This window comes from Mesorhizobium sp. M0778, from assembly GCF_040320105.1.
Lineage (GTDB): Bacteria > Pseudomonadota > Alphaproteobacteria > Rhizobiales > Rhizobiaceae > Mesorhizobium.
This window is the reverse complement of the sequence record NZ_JAMYPA010000006.1, coordinates 235,869-251,098: the sequence shown is the minus strand read 5'-3', so window position 1 is coordinate 251,098 and position 15,230 is coordinate 235,869. Positions and strand designations below refer to the sequence as shown.

14 protein-coding genes and 1 pseudogene are annotated in these 15,230 nt (G+C 63.6%); 8 read left to right on the top strand and 7 right to left on the bottom strand.

The features are described from left to right. The first annotated feature begins 4 nt into the window (after positions 1–4). Genes NKI22_RS11570 through NKI22_RS11550 form a run of 5 tightly spaced genes read left to right on the top strand, consistent with a single transcriptional unit; the run spans position 5 to position 4,881 of the window. Complete coding sequence (locus NKI22_RS11570) at positions 5–1,249, top strand: vWA domain-containing protein (RefSeq protein ID WP_352717335.1); 1,245 nt, start codon at positions 5–7, stop codon at positions 1,247–1,249. 25 nt (positions 1,250–1,274) lie between these two features. Beyond that, positions 1,275–1,613 carry an XdhC family protein gene (locus NKI22_RS11565; RefSeq protein WP_352641128.1) on the top strand — a complete coding sequence of 113 codons (339 nt, stop codon included), beginning with the start codon at positions 1,275–1,277 and terminating at the stop codon, positions 1,611–1,613. Positions 1,614–1,619: 6 nt separating this feature from the next. Further along, positions 1,620–2,324: an XdhC family protein gene (locus NKI22_RS11560; protein ID WP_352481162.1), complete on the top strand. Its 705-nt coding sequence runs from the start codon at positions 1,620–1,622 to the stop codon at positions 2,322–2,324. After that, complete coding sequence (locus NKI22_RS11555; protein WP_352641130.1) at positions 2,321–3,931, top strand: NTP transferase domain-containing protein; 1,611 nt, start codon at positions 2,321–2,323, stop codon at positions 3,929–3,931. Before NKI22_RS11560 ends, NKI22_RS11555 begins: the two co-directional genes overlap by 4 nt. Positions 3,932–3,963: 32 nt before the next feature. Next, positions 3,964–4,881 (top strand): alpha/beta hydrolase, encoded by a 918-nt coding sequence (locus NKI22_RS11550; RefSeq protein WP_352817478.1) that lies wholly within the window; start codon positions 3,964–3,966, stop codon positions 4,879–4,881. On the opposite strand, the gene NKI22_RS11545 is transcribed toward NKI22_RS11550, so the two are convergent. After that, the gene (locus NKI22_RS11545) at positions 4,878–5,915 is read right to left on the bottom strand and encodes a DUF1176 domain-containing protein (protein WP_352817481.1); all 1,038 of its coding nucleotides are present in this window, start codon (positions 5,913–5,915) and stop codon (positions 4,878–4,880) included. The genes NKI22_RS11550 and NKI22_RS11545 overlap by 4 nt on opposite strands. 123 nt (positions 5,916–6,038) lie before the next feature. On the opposite strand from NKI22_RS11545, the gene NKI22_RS11540 reads away from it, so the two are divergent. Beyond that, on the top strand, positions 6,039–6,545 hold the full coding sequence (locus NKI22_RS11540; RefSeq protein ID WP_352817484.1) for a DUF1993 domain-containing protein: 507 nt from the start codon (positions 6,039–6,041) through the stop codon (positions 6,543–6,545). Positions 6,546–6,597: 52 nt separating this feature from the next. Here the strand turns inward: NKI22_RS11540 and NKI22_RS11535 are convergent, their stop codons facing one another. Beyond that, positions 6,598–6,762, bottom strand: a complete 165-nt coding sequence (locus NKI22_RS11535) for a hypothetical protein (RefSeq protein ID WP_352817487.1) — start codon at positions 6,760–6,762, stop codon at positions 6,598–6,600. Positions 6,763–7,146: 384 nt separating this feature from the next. Here NKI22_RS11535 and NKI22_RS11530 point away from each other — a divergent pair, with 384 nt between their 5' ends. Continuing rightward, on the top strand, positions 7,147–8,220 hold the full coding sequence (locus tag NKI22_RS11530) for an aldo/keto reductase (RefSeq protein WP_352817490.1): 1,074 nt from the start codon (positions 7,147–7,149) through the stop codon (positions 8,218–8,220). 48 nt (positions 8,221–8,268) lie between these two features. After that, positions 8,269–9,530: pseudogene (locus NKI22_RS11525) on the top strand (cysteine desulfurase-like protein). An 18-nt stretch (positions 9,531–9,548) separates the two neighbouring features. On the opposite strand, the gene NKI22_RS11520 reads toward NKI22_RS11525, so the two are convergent. The 5 genes from NKI22_RS11520 to NKI22_RS11500 all read right to left on the bottom strand — a co-directional run bounded on the left by NKI22_RS11520 (position 9,549) and on the right by NKI22_RS11500 (position 15,228). Then, positions 9,549–10,580: a histone deacetylase family protein gene (locus NKI22_RS11520; protein ID WP_023717413.1), complete on the bottom strand. Its 1,032-nt coding sequence runs from the start codon at positions 10,578–10,580 to the stop codon at positions 9,549–9,551. Continuing rightward, positions 10,577–11,086 carry a GNAT family N-acetyltransferase gene (locus NKI22_RS11515; RefSeq protein ID WP_352495812.1) on the bottom strand — a complete coding sequence of 170 codons (510 nt, stop codon included), beginning with the start codon at positions 11,084–11,086 and terminating at the stop codon, positions 10,577–10,579. Before NKI22_RS11515 ends, NKI22_RS11520 begins: the two co-directional genes overlap by 4 nt. Before the next feature lie 192 nt (positions 11,087–11,278). Continuing rightward, positions 11,279–12,208, bottom strand: a complete 930-nt coding sequence (gene kce, locus NKI22_RS11510) for a 3,5-dioxohexanoate:acetyl-CoA acetone transferase (protein ID WP_352817492.1) — start codon at positions 12,206–12,208, stop codon at positions 11,279–11,281. 10 nt (positions 12,209–12,218) lie between these two features. Beyond that, positions 12,219–13,586, bottom strand: a complete 1,368-nt coding sequence (locus NKI22_RS11505; protein ID WP_352817495.1) for an aminotransferase family protein — start codon at positions 13,584–13,586, stop codon at positions 12,219–12,221. Between the two features lies 1 nt (position 13,587). Next, positions 13,588–15,228: a N,N-dimethylformamidase beta subunit family domain-containing protein gene (locus NKI22_RS11500; RefSeq protein ID WP_352481156.1), complete on the bottom strand. Its 1,641-nt coding sequence runs from the start codon at positions 15,226–15,228 to the stop codon at positions 13,588–13,590. Positions 15,229–15,230: the final 2 nt, after the last annotated feature.

Here is a 15,230-nt window from a genome sequence, read left to right as displayed (position 1 = left end):
GGCGATGCCGCGTGCGGAACCCAAAGAGGCAACGGCGGACGGGCGGATCGCCGACAACGTCGTCTATTTCTCCCGCACCTTGCGCAAGGCCGGTATGCGTGTCGGACCGGCCTCGGTCAAAGACGCCATCGAGGCAGTGCTCGCTGCCGGCATCGGCTCGCGTGACGATTTCTACTGGACGCTGCACGCCGTGCTGGTCTCGAGGCACGAAGATCACGCCACCTTCGACGAGACCTTCCGGCTGTTCTGGAAGTCGCACGAGCTGATCGAAAAGATGCTGGCGATCTTTTCGCCGATCGCTCCCGACAACAAAGGGAAGCAAAAACCCCGCGCGGCCGAGAACCGCGTCAGCCAGGCGATGTTCGAGGGTCACCAGAAGAACCAGCCGGCGCAGGAAGTTCCCGAGATCGAGGTCGACGCGCGCTTCACCTTCTCCGGCAACGAGGTGCTGAGAGGCAAGGATTTTGCCCAGATGAACGCCGCCGAGATGGCCGACGCCAGGATAGCGATCGCCCAGTTGCGGCTGCCCTTCGACATGGTTCGGACGCGGCGTTTCAAAGCCGATGCGCATGGCCGCCGTATCGATCCGCGCGCCATGATGCGCTCGGCTGCGCGCACCGGCGGCGAGTTGATCCTGCCTAAATTCCGCTCGCCCCGCGAAGTCCATCCGCCGCTGGTGGTGCTTGCCGACATTTCCGGTTCTATGAGCCAGTACACGCGGATCTTCCTGCATTTCCTGCATGCGCTGACGGAAAAGCGCCGGCGCGTGCACGCCTTCGTCTTCGGCACCAGGCTTACCAATCTGACCCGTCAGATGCGGCATCGCGATCCCGATGCCGCACTCGCCGACTGTTCTGCCGCGGTAAAGGACTGGTCGGGCGGCACGCGCATCGGCGATACGCTGGCAGAATTCAACCGTTTTTGGTCGCGCCGCGTGCTGGGGCAAGGCGCGGTGGTACTGCTGATCACCGATGGGCTGGAGCGCGACGAGGTCGCCGGCCTGTCGGAGGAAATGGAACGGCTGCATAAATCCTGCCGGCGGCTGATCTGGCTGAACCCGCTGCTGCGCTTCGACGGCTTCGAGGCGCGCGCCCGCGGCGTCAGGGCGATGCTGCCGCATGTCGACGAATTCCGTTCGGTGCACAATCTCGACGCGCTCGCCGATCTCTGTGCGTCGCTGGACAAGAATTCGGTGCGTTCGGTCGACCCGCGCCGGTGGATCCAGGCTGGCGCGAAGCGCGTCGCATAACCACATGTCTCCCAGGGAGAAAATCATGGAACACAGTGTCTATCTCGATGAAGCCCGCGACCCGCTGATCATCGCGGAGGGCTGGATGAAGGAGGGCAAGGACGTCGCCATTGCCACCGTGGTCGAAACCTGGGGTTCGGCACCGCGGCCGGTCGGTAGCCATCTGGTCATCGACACCGAAGGCAATTTCCATGGCTCCGTTTCGGGCGGCTGCGTCGAAGGCGCAGTGGTGACCGAAGCAATCGACGTCATCGATAGCGGCAAGGCGAAGATGCTGGAGTTCGGGGTCGCCGATGAGACTGCGTGGCAGGTCGGCCTGTCCTGTGGCGGCCGCATCAAGGTCTATGTCGAAAGATTGGGCTGATTGTCGATGGATCCTTACGCGCTGAAGACACTCAACGCCGAACGTCGTGCCCGCCGCGCGGCGATTTTGGTAACCGATCTTGGTGACGGCCGGGACCGTATCGTGCGCGAGGGCGACCAGGTTGCCGGCGAACTCGGGGCAGCCATCGCCAAGGCATTCCGCACCGGCAATTCCGGGTCGGTCGAAGCTGAGGGACGGGCCTTCTTCCTCAACGCACATCTGCCGCAGCCACGCCTGGTGGTGATCGGCGCCGTCCACATCAGCCAGGCGCTTGCACCGATGGCCAGGATCGCCGGCTATCCCGTCGAGATCATCGATCCGCGCACGGCGTTTGCCACGTCCGACCGCTTTCCCGACATCGCGCTGCATGCCGAATGGCCGGAGGATGTCCTGAAGCGTCAGCCGCTCGACGGCTATACCGCGCTGGCTGCCCTCACTCATGATCCGAAGATCGACGATTTCGCGCTGAAGGCGGCGCTCGACGCCAACTGCTTCTATGTCGGGGCGCTTGGCAGTCGCAAGACCCATGCGAAACGCGTCGAACGCTTGCTGGCCTTGGGCGCGACCGCCGACCAGATCGCCCGCATTCATGCACCGATCGGCCTCGACATTGGGGCTGCCAGCCCGGCCGAGATCGCCGTCGCGGTGTTGGCGCAAGCGATCCACGCCTTTCGCTCTCGCGGCCTCGAATCCAAAGGCGCGGTCGCGTGAAATTTGGTCCCGTTCCGATCGATGCGGCCGAAGGGGCAGTGCTGGCGCACGCCACCACAGCCGGAGAGCGCCGCTTCCGCAAGGCGCACAGGCTAAGCGCCGAGGATGTGTCCCTGTTGAAGGCCTCCGGGATTTCCGAGGTCGTCGCGGCGGTGTTGGCGCCCGATGATCTCAGCGAGGATGCCGCGGCCGAAAAGCTCGCCGCATATATGATCCATCGCAACATCGAGGCGAAGCGCGCTGCGACCGGCAGGGTCAACCTCCACGCGCAGGCTGCCGGCATATTCACCGTCGACGCGGCGATGATCGACGCCATCAATGCCGTCGATCCGACGATTACCATCGCCACGCTGGCGCAGCATGCGCCGGTCGAAAAAGGTCAGATGGTTGCGACGGTGAAAATCATTCCGTTTGCGGTCGCCTTCGCTTTGGTCGATGCGGTGGCAAGGATCTGCGCCGAGGGCGAGATTTTTGCGGTCAACGCCTATCAGCCGGTGCGCGTCGGCGTCATCCAGACGGTGCTGCCCGGCATCAAGCCGAGCGTGCTCGACAAGACGCTGCGCGTCACCGAAGCGCGCCTGGCGCGTTCGGGCAGCCGGCTGACGACGGAGCGTCGAACCCCGCATGAGGTCAGCCCCGTCGCCGAGGCTGCCGCCTCGCTGATCCGCGACAACGATATGGTGGTGATCTTCGGCGCCTCGGCGATGGCCGATTTCGGCGACGTCGTGCCCGCCGCCATCGAACGGGCAAGCGGCACCGTCATTCGCGCCGGCATGCCGGTCGATCCTGGCAATCTGCTGGTGCTCGGCAATCTAGGCGGCAAGCGCATCATCGGTGCGCCCGGTTGCGCCCGTAGCCCCAAGGAGAACGGCTTCGACTGGGTGCTCGACCGGCTGATTGCTGGTCTCGACGTGACCGCCAGGGATATTGCCGGCATGGGCGTTGGCGGGCTGCTGATGGAAATTCCGACGCGGCCGCAGCCGCGCGAGCCGCTGCCGGCCAAAGCCGAACCAAGGGTCGAGACGGTGCTTCTGGCGGCCGGCCGCTCCAGCCGCATGAGCGGGCCGAACAAGCTTTTGGCGCTGTTCGACGGCAAGCCCCTGGTCCGCCGCACCGCCGAACGCGCGGTCGGTTCGAAAGCCGCGGCCACCATCGTCGTCACCGGCCACCAGCGCGAGCGCGTGCGCAGCGCACTGTCGGGCATGGATGTGACCTTCGCCGACAATCCGGATTTCGCCGAGGGTCTGTCTTCGTCGCTGAAGGCAGGCATCGCCAAGGTTTCTGGCGACGCCGCCGGCGCCATGATCGTCCTCGGCGATATGCCCGGCGTCGCCTCGGCCGACCTCGACAGGCTGATCGAGGCGTTCCGCAAGTCCGAAGGGCGATCGGTGGTGCGCGCCTCTCATAATGGCCGGCGCGGCAACCCGGTGCTGCTGCCGCGCTCGCTGTTCGCCGCCATCGCTCACCTCGAAGGCGATACCGGTGCCCGTCATCTGGTCGAGGCCGAAGGGCTCGACGTCATCGATGTCGAGATCGGCGAAGGGGCGGCCGTCGATGTCGACACGCGCGAGGCGCTGGAAAGCGCCGGCGGCGTGCTGCAGGATTGACAAACCGAAGCCGAAAAACGCATGGCTGCGGGATGGCCTTTCGTTCCTGCTTCCGGTTCCGCTTGCCCCCCTCTGGCCTCCCGGCCCTGCTGATCGCGATTCTTTTGTCGCTCTCTTGTGCCGCCTACGCCAACGCTCTCGAACTCAAACCCTTCAAGGATGATCTGTTCGCCTATCCGGCGACGCTCTCATCCGAAAACAACGGCGCCTATACGGTCATCGACTATCGTGAGTTGCGCGACATCAACGCCCGTGACGAAATGCCTGAGCGTCGTGTGCACGCGCAATACACCGATACCGGCGTGCGCAAGGTGCAGCAGGATCTGTTGCTGAAGACCGACGCTGGCGATGTCCGCCACATTGCCGTCGGCAAAGTCGGGGGCGCCAGCATCATCGTGCTTTACCTGCACGGGCAGGGCGGCAGCCGTAAGCAGGGCACCGACGACTTCACCTTCGGCGGCAATTTCAACCGCATCAAGAACCTGATGGCCGGCAATGGCGGCCTCTATCTGTCGCCGGATTTTTCCGACTTCGGCGACACCGGTGCCGCCCAGATCGCTGCGTTGATCGGCCACTATGCCGAGCAATCACCGGGCGCGAAGATCTTCGTCGCCTGCGGCTCGATGGGCGGTTCGTTATGCTGGAAGCTGGCCGATCGCAAGGACACCGGCGGGCGCATCGACGGGCTGCTGTTGCTCGGCTCGCTATGGGATGAGAGTTTCTTCTCAAGCCCCGCATTCAAGCGTCGTGTGCCGGTCTTCTTCGGCCAGGGCAGCAAGGACCCGGTGTTTCCAATCGAGAAACAGGAAGCTTTCTTCCGATCGATCCTGGCCAAATCGAAAACCTATCCGACCCGCTTCGTCCGTTTTGAAACTGGCACGCATGGCACCCCGATCCGCATGACCGACTGGCGCGGCACGCTCAACTGGATGTTGACGAAGGCCCCTTAGGGCGCGGTGTTGTAGTCGACGACCATCTGCGGATTTTCCTCGCCGTCGTAAGACGCGTCGACGTCGTACTGGACCAGGGAAAAATCGCCATTGCGAAACAGATATGTCCCCGATGAAGAGGCATCGCCGATGCCGCGCCATTTGTTGAACGTGGTGATCGTCCTGGTCTCTTCGTCATAATCGGAATTGGTTGCCCAGCCGGAGGTCTGGAAGCCAACTATGGTCATGCCCAGCAATTTGCCGTCGCTGTCGTTGTTTTCGTAGCGAATGTCCATTTCGGGTTCGGCGAACTGCAATTGTCTGACGCCGAGCACGTCGTCGCTCAAGTAATAGATAGAGTTTTCGTTGTAGGCCGCGGCCGAGCAGGCGAAATGGAAAAGCCGCGTTTCCCTTTCGGGATCACTGGCAGCCGCATCCTTGTCCTTATAGTGGATCGAGAAAATGTCCGGCTCCTGCGCCAAAAGATCCTTGTCGCACTGGTCGCCATAAGTCGCGGCAAACGCTCTGTTGGCCTGCTCAAGCGCTGCGTCCTTCTTCGGCGGCGGCGGTCCTTCGCCGCAGCTTGCCGGCACGGCATCCTCGAAATCGGCCTTTGACGGTTTCAGCGCACCCTTGTCGATGAAGATCGAGCGAAATGGCGGTTCCTGGATCGAGGCGTTGATCTGGCGCAGCGTATAGCAGCCGGCAAAGACATTTTCGCTGCCGTCCTTGGCTGTCGCCCGGATGGCGACCGGAACGCTGTAGTAGATACTGCCGGCAGCCCCGTCTTCGGATACGCCACCGGTTTTGACTTCGACCGTGTCCGTGCCGTCATAGCCTTTGACGAAGGAATTGAAATCCTTGGCCGGCTTGGTGTCGCCGAAATAGTCCCAGGCGCGCGCGAATTCGTGCCGGCTGATGGCACTATAAAGCGACCGGATGACCGCTTCGGCATTCGACCTGTCGTCGATATAAGGCGCGTCTGCGGCGAGCGCCGATTGGCCGGCAACGGCAAGAGAGATAAAAGCGGCCGTTGCGAAAAGGGCGCGTCTCATCGGGAACCTCCACTCGATGAAAAATCCTATCATATCGATTGCGGCGACGTGGTGACGCTTGAACAATCACGTGCGAAAGCGCTACCTCTCGCCGTCGGCAGTCGGGCCGCGTGGAGATTTCTTGTGACCATATCAATGTATGAAGCATCCGTGCCGGTATTTTCGGCGAGGCTGAAGGCACTGGCCAACGTCCTGAGCATTGCCGAGCAAAATGCGGCTGACCGGAAGATCGATCCGCAGGTGTATCTCACGGCGAGGCTGGCGCCGGACATGTTCGCCCTGACCAGGCAGGTACAGATTGCCACCGATCACGCCAAGGGCGCGCCGTCGCGGCTGGCCGGGCGTGAGGTGCCAAAATACGAGGACAATGAGGCGAGCTTCGCCGATCTGCAGGCGCGCATAACCAAGACGCTCGATCTACTCGCCACATTCTCGTCGGCCGAATTCGATGGTTCAGATGACAGGATGGTCGAACTGAGGCTTGCGGGGCGCGAGGTTTCGATGCCGGGAATGCAGTATCTGCTGCATGCCGCCATGCCCAATTTCTATTTCCACCTGACCACTGCCTATGACATCCTGCGTCACAACGGCGTGCCATTGGGCAAGTCGATCTTTCTCGGATTGCGTTGAGATTCGCTCAGGAGATATCCCGGCCGCGCCGGGATATCTCGCGGTGCACTGTTTAGCGAAAGGACATTTCCCGGGCGATGCGTGGGAAATCGGCCGGCTTGACGCCGATATCGGTGCGATCGGCATTGCTCATCGAATGGAGTAGCGCCAGTGCCGCGCGATAGCGCAGCTGTTCCCGCGGACGCGGACGGGCGAACATTTCAGTGAAGAATCCCATGGTTCAAGCCCCTCTATTGAAACCTCCACGGCCTCCAATATAGGCAGATCATGACGATTGTGCAGTGCAGCATTCGCATGGCAGCCATGCTGCCCCGATCTTTTTTGACATAATTCGGCTGGTCCGGCGAAACTTCTGCGGCACTTCGACCGTATGCGTCAGTGCCGGCATTTGGCCGGTTTTTCCTCGCCATTCCTGGCGAACTTCCGGACTGCATGTACATGCAGTCCGGCTTTTATTGGCCGTGGAGATAAACCCCGTTCGCCGGCATCCTGGGAAAGTCGCCTGGCCTGCCGGCGGCGGGCTTGGAAGCGGCCGGCGCTTTCCTGTATGCTATTGCTTCCTCCTCGCGCAGCCGCGCAAAATTCCCGCCGGAGAACCTCCATGCACAAACGCCGCCTCGGCCAGACCGATCTTTTCGTGTCGCAGATCTGCCTCGGCTCGATGACCTGGGGCCAGGGCCAGCAGAACACCGAGGCGGACGGTCACGCTCAGATGGATTTGGCGTTTGCGCGCGGCGTCAATTTCATCGACACCGCCGAACTCTATCCGATCCCGCCCAAGGCCGAGACGCAGGGCCGCACCGAGACAATCATCGGCAACTGGATGAAGGAGAAGCGCAATCGCGGCCAGGTGATCATCGCCTCGAAAGTGGTTGGCCGCACCGCCAACACCTGGTTTCGCGGCGACCGCCCGTCGAAGCTGGTGCGCGCCGACATCTTCGACGCTATTGATAAGTCACTCGCCAGGCTCAACACCGATTACATCGATCTCTACCAGATCCATTGGCCGGAACGCGACGTACCGTGGGGCGCCAATCCGAACCGCATCGGCGCCGTGCCGCGACGCTCCAATGCCGCCGGCGTGCCGGAGGGCGAGACGCCGATCGCCGAGACGCTTGGTGTGTTCGACGAGCTGGTGAAGGCCGGCAAGATCCGCCACTTCGGCCTGTCGAACGAGAATTCCTGGGGCGTCATGCGTTTCATTGCCGAAGCCGACAAGGGCCTCGGCCCGCGCGTCGTCTCGTTGCAGAACGCCTATAATTTCGTCAACCGCACCTTCGAGGTGAACCTTGCCGAAGTCTGCGAGCGCGAGCAGGTGTCGCTGCTTGCCTATTCGCCGCTGGCGCAAGGCTATTTGACCGGCAAATACGATCATGGCGCGCGGCCGCAGGGCTCGCGCTCGCAGTTGTTCAACCGCGGCCAGCGTTACGAGACGCCGAATGCTGCCGAAGTGCAGCTCGAATACAACCGGTTGGCGCGCACCTTCGGCATGGAGCCGGCCCTGTTTGCCAATGCCTATGTCTCGAACCGGCCCTTGGTCACCTCGAACATCATCGGTGCCACCACCATTTCGCAACTCGAAATGGCGCTCTCTTCCGCCAACGTGGTCTGGACCGAGGACATGCAGAAAGCCGTCGATGCGATCCACCAGCGCGTCGGCAATCCGTGCCCGTGAGGCGTCGAGACGTGATCGTCCGATGATCATAAGGGGAGGGGAACAGCCATGGACTTCCGGATCGACGCGGTGCGCGCAAAATTTCCGGCCTTATCGCTGACCGACAAGGGCCGCAGGCGCATCTATCTCGACAATCCTGCCGGCACGCAGGTGCCGCAGGCGGTGGCGGACGCGGTGTCACGCTGCCTGTTGACCACCAATGCCAATCTCGGCGGCTTCTTCGAGACCACCATCGCGGCACAAGACATCGTCGACGAGGCCCATCTGGCGATGGCGGATTTCCTTGGCGCGGCAAGTCAGCAGGAAATTATCATCGGCGCCAACATGACGACGCTGACCTACCACATGTCGCGAACGCTTGGCCGTACGATGAAGCCCGGCCACGAGATCATCCTCACCCGCATGGACCATGAGGGCAACGTCTCGCCCTGGCTGCAACTGGCTGAAGACCTTGGCCTTGTCGTGCGCTGGCTGCCTTTCGACCAGCAGAGCTGGCAAATCGAGGAGGCGGCGCTTGCCGCGTTGCTTTCCGAGACGACGCGGCTCGTTGCGCTCAACTACGCCAGCAATCTCACCGGGTCGATCAACCGGGTGAAGGCGTTGACCCGCACTGCCAGGCAGGTGCGTTGGTCTACGTCGATGCCGTGCAGTTCGCCCCGCATGGCCTGATCGATGTCCAAAATCTCGGCTGTGATTTCCTGATCTGCTCGGCCTACAAGTTCTTCGGCCCACATATGGGAATTTTGTGGGGCAGGCTGGACGTCGTCGATGCGCTGAAGCCGTACAAATGCCGTTGCTCGTCCAATGCCTTGCCGGAGCGCTTCGAGCTCGGCACGCCGCAAATTGAATTGATGGCCGGCCTGTCGGCGGCGGTCGATTATCTTGCCGAGCTGGGCGCGGCGGCCGGCGATCAAGCATCGCGCCGCCAGAAAATAACCAAGGCCTTCGAATTGTCGATCGCTTACGAGAACCCGCTGGCGCAACGGCTGATCGACGGTCTGTCGGATATTGCCGGCCTGACCATCCACGGCATCACCGATCCGAAGCGGATCAATGAGCGCGTGCCGACGGTGTCCTTCACCGTCCAAGGCATCGTGCCGGAGGCGATCGTGCGGCAGATGAATGCGGAAAACATCTTCCTATGGTCCGGCCACAACTACGCCTGGGAGATTGTGCACCAGCTCGGCATTCCGGCCGACCAGGGCGTCGTGCGCATAGGCATCGCTCATTACAACACTTCAGCCGAGATCGACGAGACGCTGGAGAGTGTGCACCGCGTTGTCGCCATGCTGAGGCAGGAACGATCCTGAGCGCGCCTCGCGGGCCGATCATCGCTTGTGGGCGCCGCCAAAACCGGTGAGGAAGGCGGTGAGATTGTCGCCGAGCTCGTCGCAGAGATAGCCGCCTTCCTGGACGATGACTGTCGATAGGCCGAGACCGGCGATGGCCTCGCCAATGCGCGAGAAACCGGGCGTGCTCACCGACAGCCCACCGAACGGATCGCCCTCGAAGGCGTCGAGGCCGAGCGCCACCACCAGCGCTTCTGGCGCAAAGGCGCGGATACGCTGGAAAGCCACGTCCAGTGCTTCGAGGAATGCGGCGTCGCCGGATTTGCGCGGCAGCGGCAGGTTGAGATTGTAGCCGAGGCCGGCGCCTTCGCCGCGCTCGTCGGCATGGCCCCAGAAAAACGGATAGAAGCGCACCGGGTCGGCATGCAGCGACACGGTGAGCACGTCCGGCCGGGCATAGAAGATGCCCTGCGTGCCATTGCCGTGATGCAGGTCGACGTCGAGGATCGCCACCCGCGCCGCTTGCTTGCGCAGAACCCGTGCGGCGACCGCCGAATTGTTGATGAAGCAGAAGCCGCCGGCGACCTCGGCAAAGGCGTGATGGCCGGGCGGACGGCAGAGCGCATAGGCTGAAGGCACGCCCGACATCACCGCCTCGGCTGCTTCAACCGCGCTCCAGGCGCTCCACAGTGCGCTCTGCCACGTCTCGCCGGAGATCGGGCAGGCGGTGTCGGCCATGTGGTAGCCGGCCTGGCCGACTGCCGAGGCAGGATAGGAGCCGTGCCGCGCGATCGGATGGATGTTGGGAATGACCTCGGCAGAGGCACCCTCGATGCGCTGCCAGCGCGCGAAGATATGCTGGAGGAAATCGAGATATTCGGGCGTATGCACCGCCGCAATCGGGCCGAGCCCGTGATCCCGCGGCCGTTCGATCGTGCAGCCGGCAGCCTTTGCGCCGGCTAGCAATCGCTCGACCCGTTCCGGCTTTTCCGGATTGGGCTGCGGCGCGCCGCTTGAGAGGAACGCCTTCGGGTCGTGGCGCTTCTGTTCTTCGGCATAGAAGGCTTTCATGTTGGCTCCTCCGGTGCATCGGCGAAGGCGAAAAAGGCGTCGCCGACGATCTTCTGCACCTGCTCGTAGCTCGACCAGGCAATGCCCAACCGTTCGTAAAAAGCCTTGGCGGTCTCGTTGTCGGTATCGACGGACAGCCTGAGATAGACGCCGCCTGCCTTCCGGCACTGCGCCGCCACCCGGCGCAGCAGGCGCTCGCCGATCCTGCGGCCGCGAAACCGGTCCTCGACGTAGAGGTCCTGCACATAGACGCCGGGTCGTCCCATCCATGTCGAGAAGATCGGAAAATGCAGGCAAAGCCCGGCAAATTCGCCGCCGACTTCGGCGATCAAGGTCGAGAAGGCAGGCTTTTCGCCAAAGCCATAGGTGCGGAGATCCGCAGCTGTCGAGGTGATCTCCTGATGTGCGCCGACATGCGCGCCGAGCCGTAGGAGTGCGGCGTGGATGGTTTCGACGTCCTCCACCCGGCCGGGGCGGATAAGCACGTTTGTGGATGGCGTACTCACGGCAGGCAGGGCGCCCAGGCACCCCCCTCTGTCCTGCCGGACATCTCCCCCTCAAGGGGGGAGATTGGATGTCGCGCCGGGTTTCGCGATTCACCAACGTTGCAGGGTGGGCAGCGAGATCGAAGCTGCCGATCTCTCCCCTTGAGGGGGAGATGGCCGGCAGGCCAGAGGGGGTGTGCCGGAGCGCAACCATCAGAACGCCACACGGTCGCCGCCCTTGAGCGCCAGCATCTGCCGCGCCTCGGCCGGCGTCGCGACGTCCAGCGACAGCCCGTCGAGCACGCTGCGGATACGGCGGACCTGGTCGGCATTGGACTTGGCCAGTTGGCGCCCGTCGTAGAGGCTGTCCTCCAGCCCGACGCGGACATTGCCGCCCATCGCCGCCGCAATCGAGATCATCGGCATCTGATGGCGTCCGGCGGCCAGCACCGAAAACTGGTAGCTGTCGCCGAACAGTTTGTCGGCGATGCGCTTCATGTGGATCAGGTTTTCGGGATCGGCGCCGATGCCACCGAGGATGCCGAACACGAACTGGATGAACAGCGGTCCCGACACCAGCCCGCGGTCGCGGAAATGCGCCAGCGAGTAGAGATGGCCGACATCGTAGCATTCGAATTCGAAGCGCGTGCCGCATCCGCGCCCAAGCTTTTCGAGCACCGTCTCCATGTCGGCAAAGGTGTTCTTGAAGATCGTGTCGCGGGTCGCCTCGAGCAGCTTCGGCTCCCATTCGTGCTGCCACTCCCGCGGCCGCTCGAGCATGGGGAACAGCGCGAAATTCATCGAGCCCATGTTGAGCGAGCACATTTCCGGCTCCGCCCTGAGCGGGGCGGCCAACCGCTGGTCGAGCGTCATCAGCGAGGAGCCACCGGTGGTGATGTTGATCACTGCGTCGGTCGCCTGCTTGATGCGCGGCAGGAACTGCATGAACACCTCGGGGTCGGCGGTCGGCCTCCCATCCTTGGGGTCGCGGGCGTGAAGATGCAGGATCGAGGCACCGGCTTCGGCGGCGGCGATCGCGTCGGCGGCGATCTGGTCCGGCGTCACCGGCAGATGCGGCGACATCGATGGTGTGTGCACCGACCCGGTGACGGCGCAGGTGATAATGACTTTTCGCAGCGCCATGGTTCGCCCCTCAGCCTTCGACCGGCAGGTCGAGTTCACCGGCCAGCACTTCGAGCGAGTCGCCGATGATGGCTACGATCTCGCCGATCTGCGCGGCGGTGACGATCATCGGCGGCGCGACCATGAAATTGTCGCCATCGACACCGCCCTTGACCTTGCGTCCGTAGATGATCAGGCCGCGCTCATAGGCGAGGTCGAGCAGGCGCTGGGTGGCCTTCTTTGCCGGCTCGATCGGCCTCAGCGTTTCTGGGTCGGCGACCATTTCGGCACCGGTGAGCAGGCCCTTGCCGCGGACGTCGGCGATGAACGGAAACCGCTTCGCCAATCCCTTCAGCTCGTCCATCAAAAGCTTGCCCATATCAGCCGCGTTGGCGATCAGACCGAGACGGTCCATCTCGCCGAGCACGGCGAGGCCGGCGGCGCAGGCGAGCGGATTGCCGGCATAGGTATGGCCGTGCTGGAAGCCGCCGGACGCGAGCAACGGCTGCACCAGCCGTATCGGTGCCACCAGCGCGCCGAGCGGCGCGTAGCCCGAGCCCAGCCCCTTCGACAGCGCGACGATGTCGGGCTTGCAGTTCCAGTGGTCGCCGCCGAGGAATTTTCCGGTGCGGCCGGCACCGCTCATCACTTCGTCATGGATGAGCAGGATGCCGTAGCGATCGCAGATCTCGCGGATGCGCGGATAGTAGCTGTCCGGCGCCACCAGTGCTGCCGTGGCAGCGCCGCCGACCGGCTCCATGATGAAGGCGAGCACGCTGTCCGGCCCCTCGGCGAGAATCTTCTCCTCCAGCATGTCGGCATAGCGGATGCCGCGCTGTTCCATCGAAAGATTGTCGCGGTCGCGCCAGGCGATGGGCGCCGGCACGGTCGGCATCACTTGCATCATCGGCGCAAATGTTTCGGCCAGCGCATCGTCGCCGGTGACGGCGAGCGCACCCAGCGTGCCGCCATGATAGGACGGAAAACGCGTGATCACCTTCCAGCGGCTGGGCTGGCCGGTGGCGACCGCCCATTGCCGCGCCAGCTTGACGCAGGATTCCGTTGCCTCCGAGCCGCCCGAGACGAAAAAGATGCGGTCCAGGCCCTCGGGGAGTTTGGCCGCCAGTTGCCGCGCGAGCTCCTCGGCCGGTTCGTTCTCGAAATGCAGGCGGTAGGCGAAGGTGGCGCGGTCCATCTGCCGTTTCATCGCGTCGAGCACGTTGCGGTTGGAGTGGCCGATATTGGCGACCATCGGCCCGCTCGATCCGTCGATGAAGCGGCGGCCATCCTGCGTCCACATGTAGATGCCTTCGGCGCGGTCGATCAGCGGCCGACGCAGGCTGGACAGATAAAACAGATGCGAGGCTTCGCGGGCTTCCGGGACAGGGGGCTTCAGCATGTCATGGCTTTCCAAGATAGCGGTCGAGGACATTTCTGGTGACGCGCTCGACCATCGCGTCCTGCCTTAGCAGGCCGGCGACCCATTCGCAGCTTCCTGCGTGAAACACCTCGCCCTTGCCGCGCGGGAAATTGACGATCATGCCGTTGCCGCGTTTGACCTTGTCGAGATTGGCGTCGCTTGCCTCGCCGAACAGCGTTTCGGCGGTGAAGCGACCGTCCTCGTCGCCGAGGAACTGGTCCTCGAACGGAATGTCGGCGCTTTCCTCGACCTGGGCAGCCATGCCGACCGCGAGCACCTGCAGGCCGTCCGGTGCGCCGCTGTCGGGCGTGGGGTAGGGCAGGCCGCCGCGGATCTCGAAATCGAGCCCGTCGACCTCGTAGCCATAGACATGGCTGTCGGCGCCGAGCAGGTCGCCATAGTAGATGCCGGTGCCGGCAAACGCCCAATGCTCAGGCCGGTAGACCGGAAAGCCGCGTACGCCGCGCGGCGCGCAGCCGCCCCAGCCCGCATAGACGCCTCTTGTCGCATTGAGGCCGAAGGTCGCCGCACCCGGCCGGCCGATTTCCGGCGCTTCCCAGGAATTGGTGGCGCGCCTTATATCGCCGCCGCGATAGGCCGGGTCCTCTGCGCGAGCGCGGTATTTGTAGCAGACCTGCCGGCGGCCTTCGTCCTCCAGCCTGGTCTGCCACATGAAATTGCCGGCGAAGCGCGCCGCATGGCCGCCGCGCTCGACATAGGTGTCGACCGCATCGCGCATCTCCCAGGTCCAGTATTCGTCGTGGCCGACGAAGACGACGCAGTCGTAGCCGTCGAGAATGTCGGGCGAAAAATGCAGATCGTGCTGGCTGGCAAGATCGACGGCGTAGCCGGCACGCTCGGCGAAGCGGAAGAAATGGCTGTCATAGCTTGCCCAGCCGGACGAGGCGTATTTCTTCGAATGGCCGGTGGCAAACGCCCATTCCATATGCGGATAGCGCGGCACGGTTTTCGGCGGCACGGCGACTTCGAGCGGCACGCGCGGCGCGTCCCTGGGCAGCACGACGAAGCCGCGGCACCAAGGCCGCTGCGTCGACACCATTCGTGCATACTTGTCGCGGCCTGGCCCGGTGATGCCTTCGTAATGGTTGGAACCGCCCCATGTGTTGTAGGCGAGCCAGGTGCCGGTGGCCGCCACCTGCAGCACACGACCAAGCTTCTTGCCGGGCTGCGGCGCGACGATGAAAAGATGATGGCAGCGGATCGGGTTGCCGTCGCGAGCGTCGGCTTCAAGCGTGACGCGATAGGCACCGGACGGCCAGTCGTCGCCGATGCGAAATTCGAACGATGCTTGCCAGCCGCAGCCCTCGACCGAACACTGATCCGGCGTATCCTGCCAGCGCGCCGCGATACCGGCCTCCTCGAACGTCGTCACTTCCATGCCGCCGTCACGGACGACCACAATGCCGAAGCTGGCGGCCGTCGAGCTGACATGCAGCGCCACCATGTCGCCGGGGCGGTAGGAAAAACGATCGCTATAGCACCAGATCTCGCCGCGCCCGCCATCCATGCCCGGCCATTCCCAGTAATGGCTGCGCACCGCCTGGCGTCGCTGCTCCGGCGTCAGTCCGAAATCGGGAAACTCGGTCGGCAGATGGTTCATGG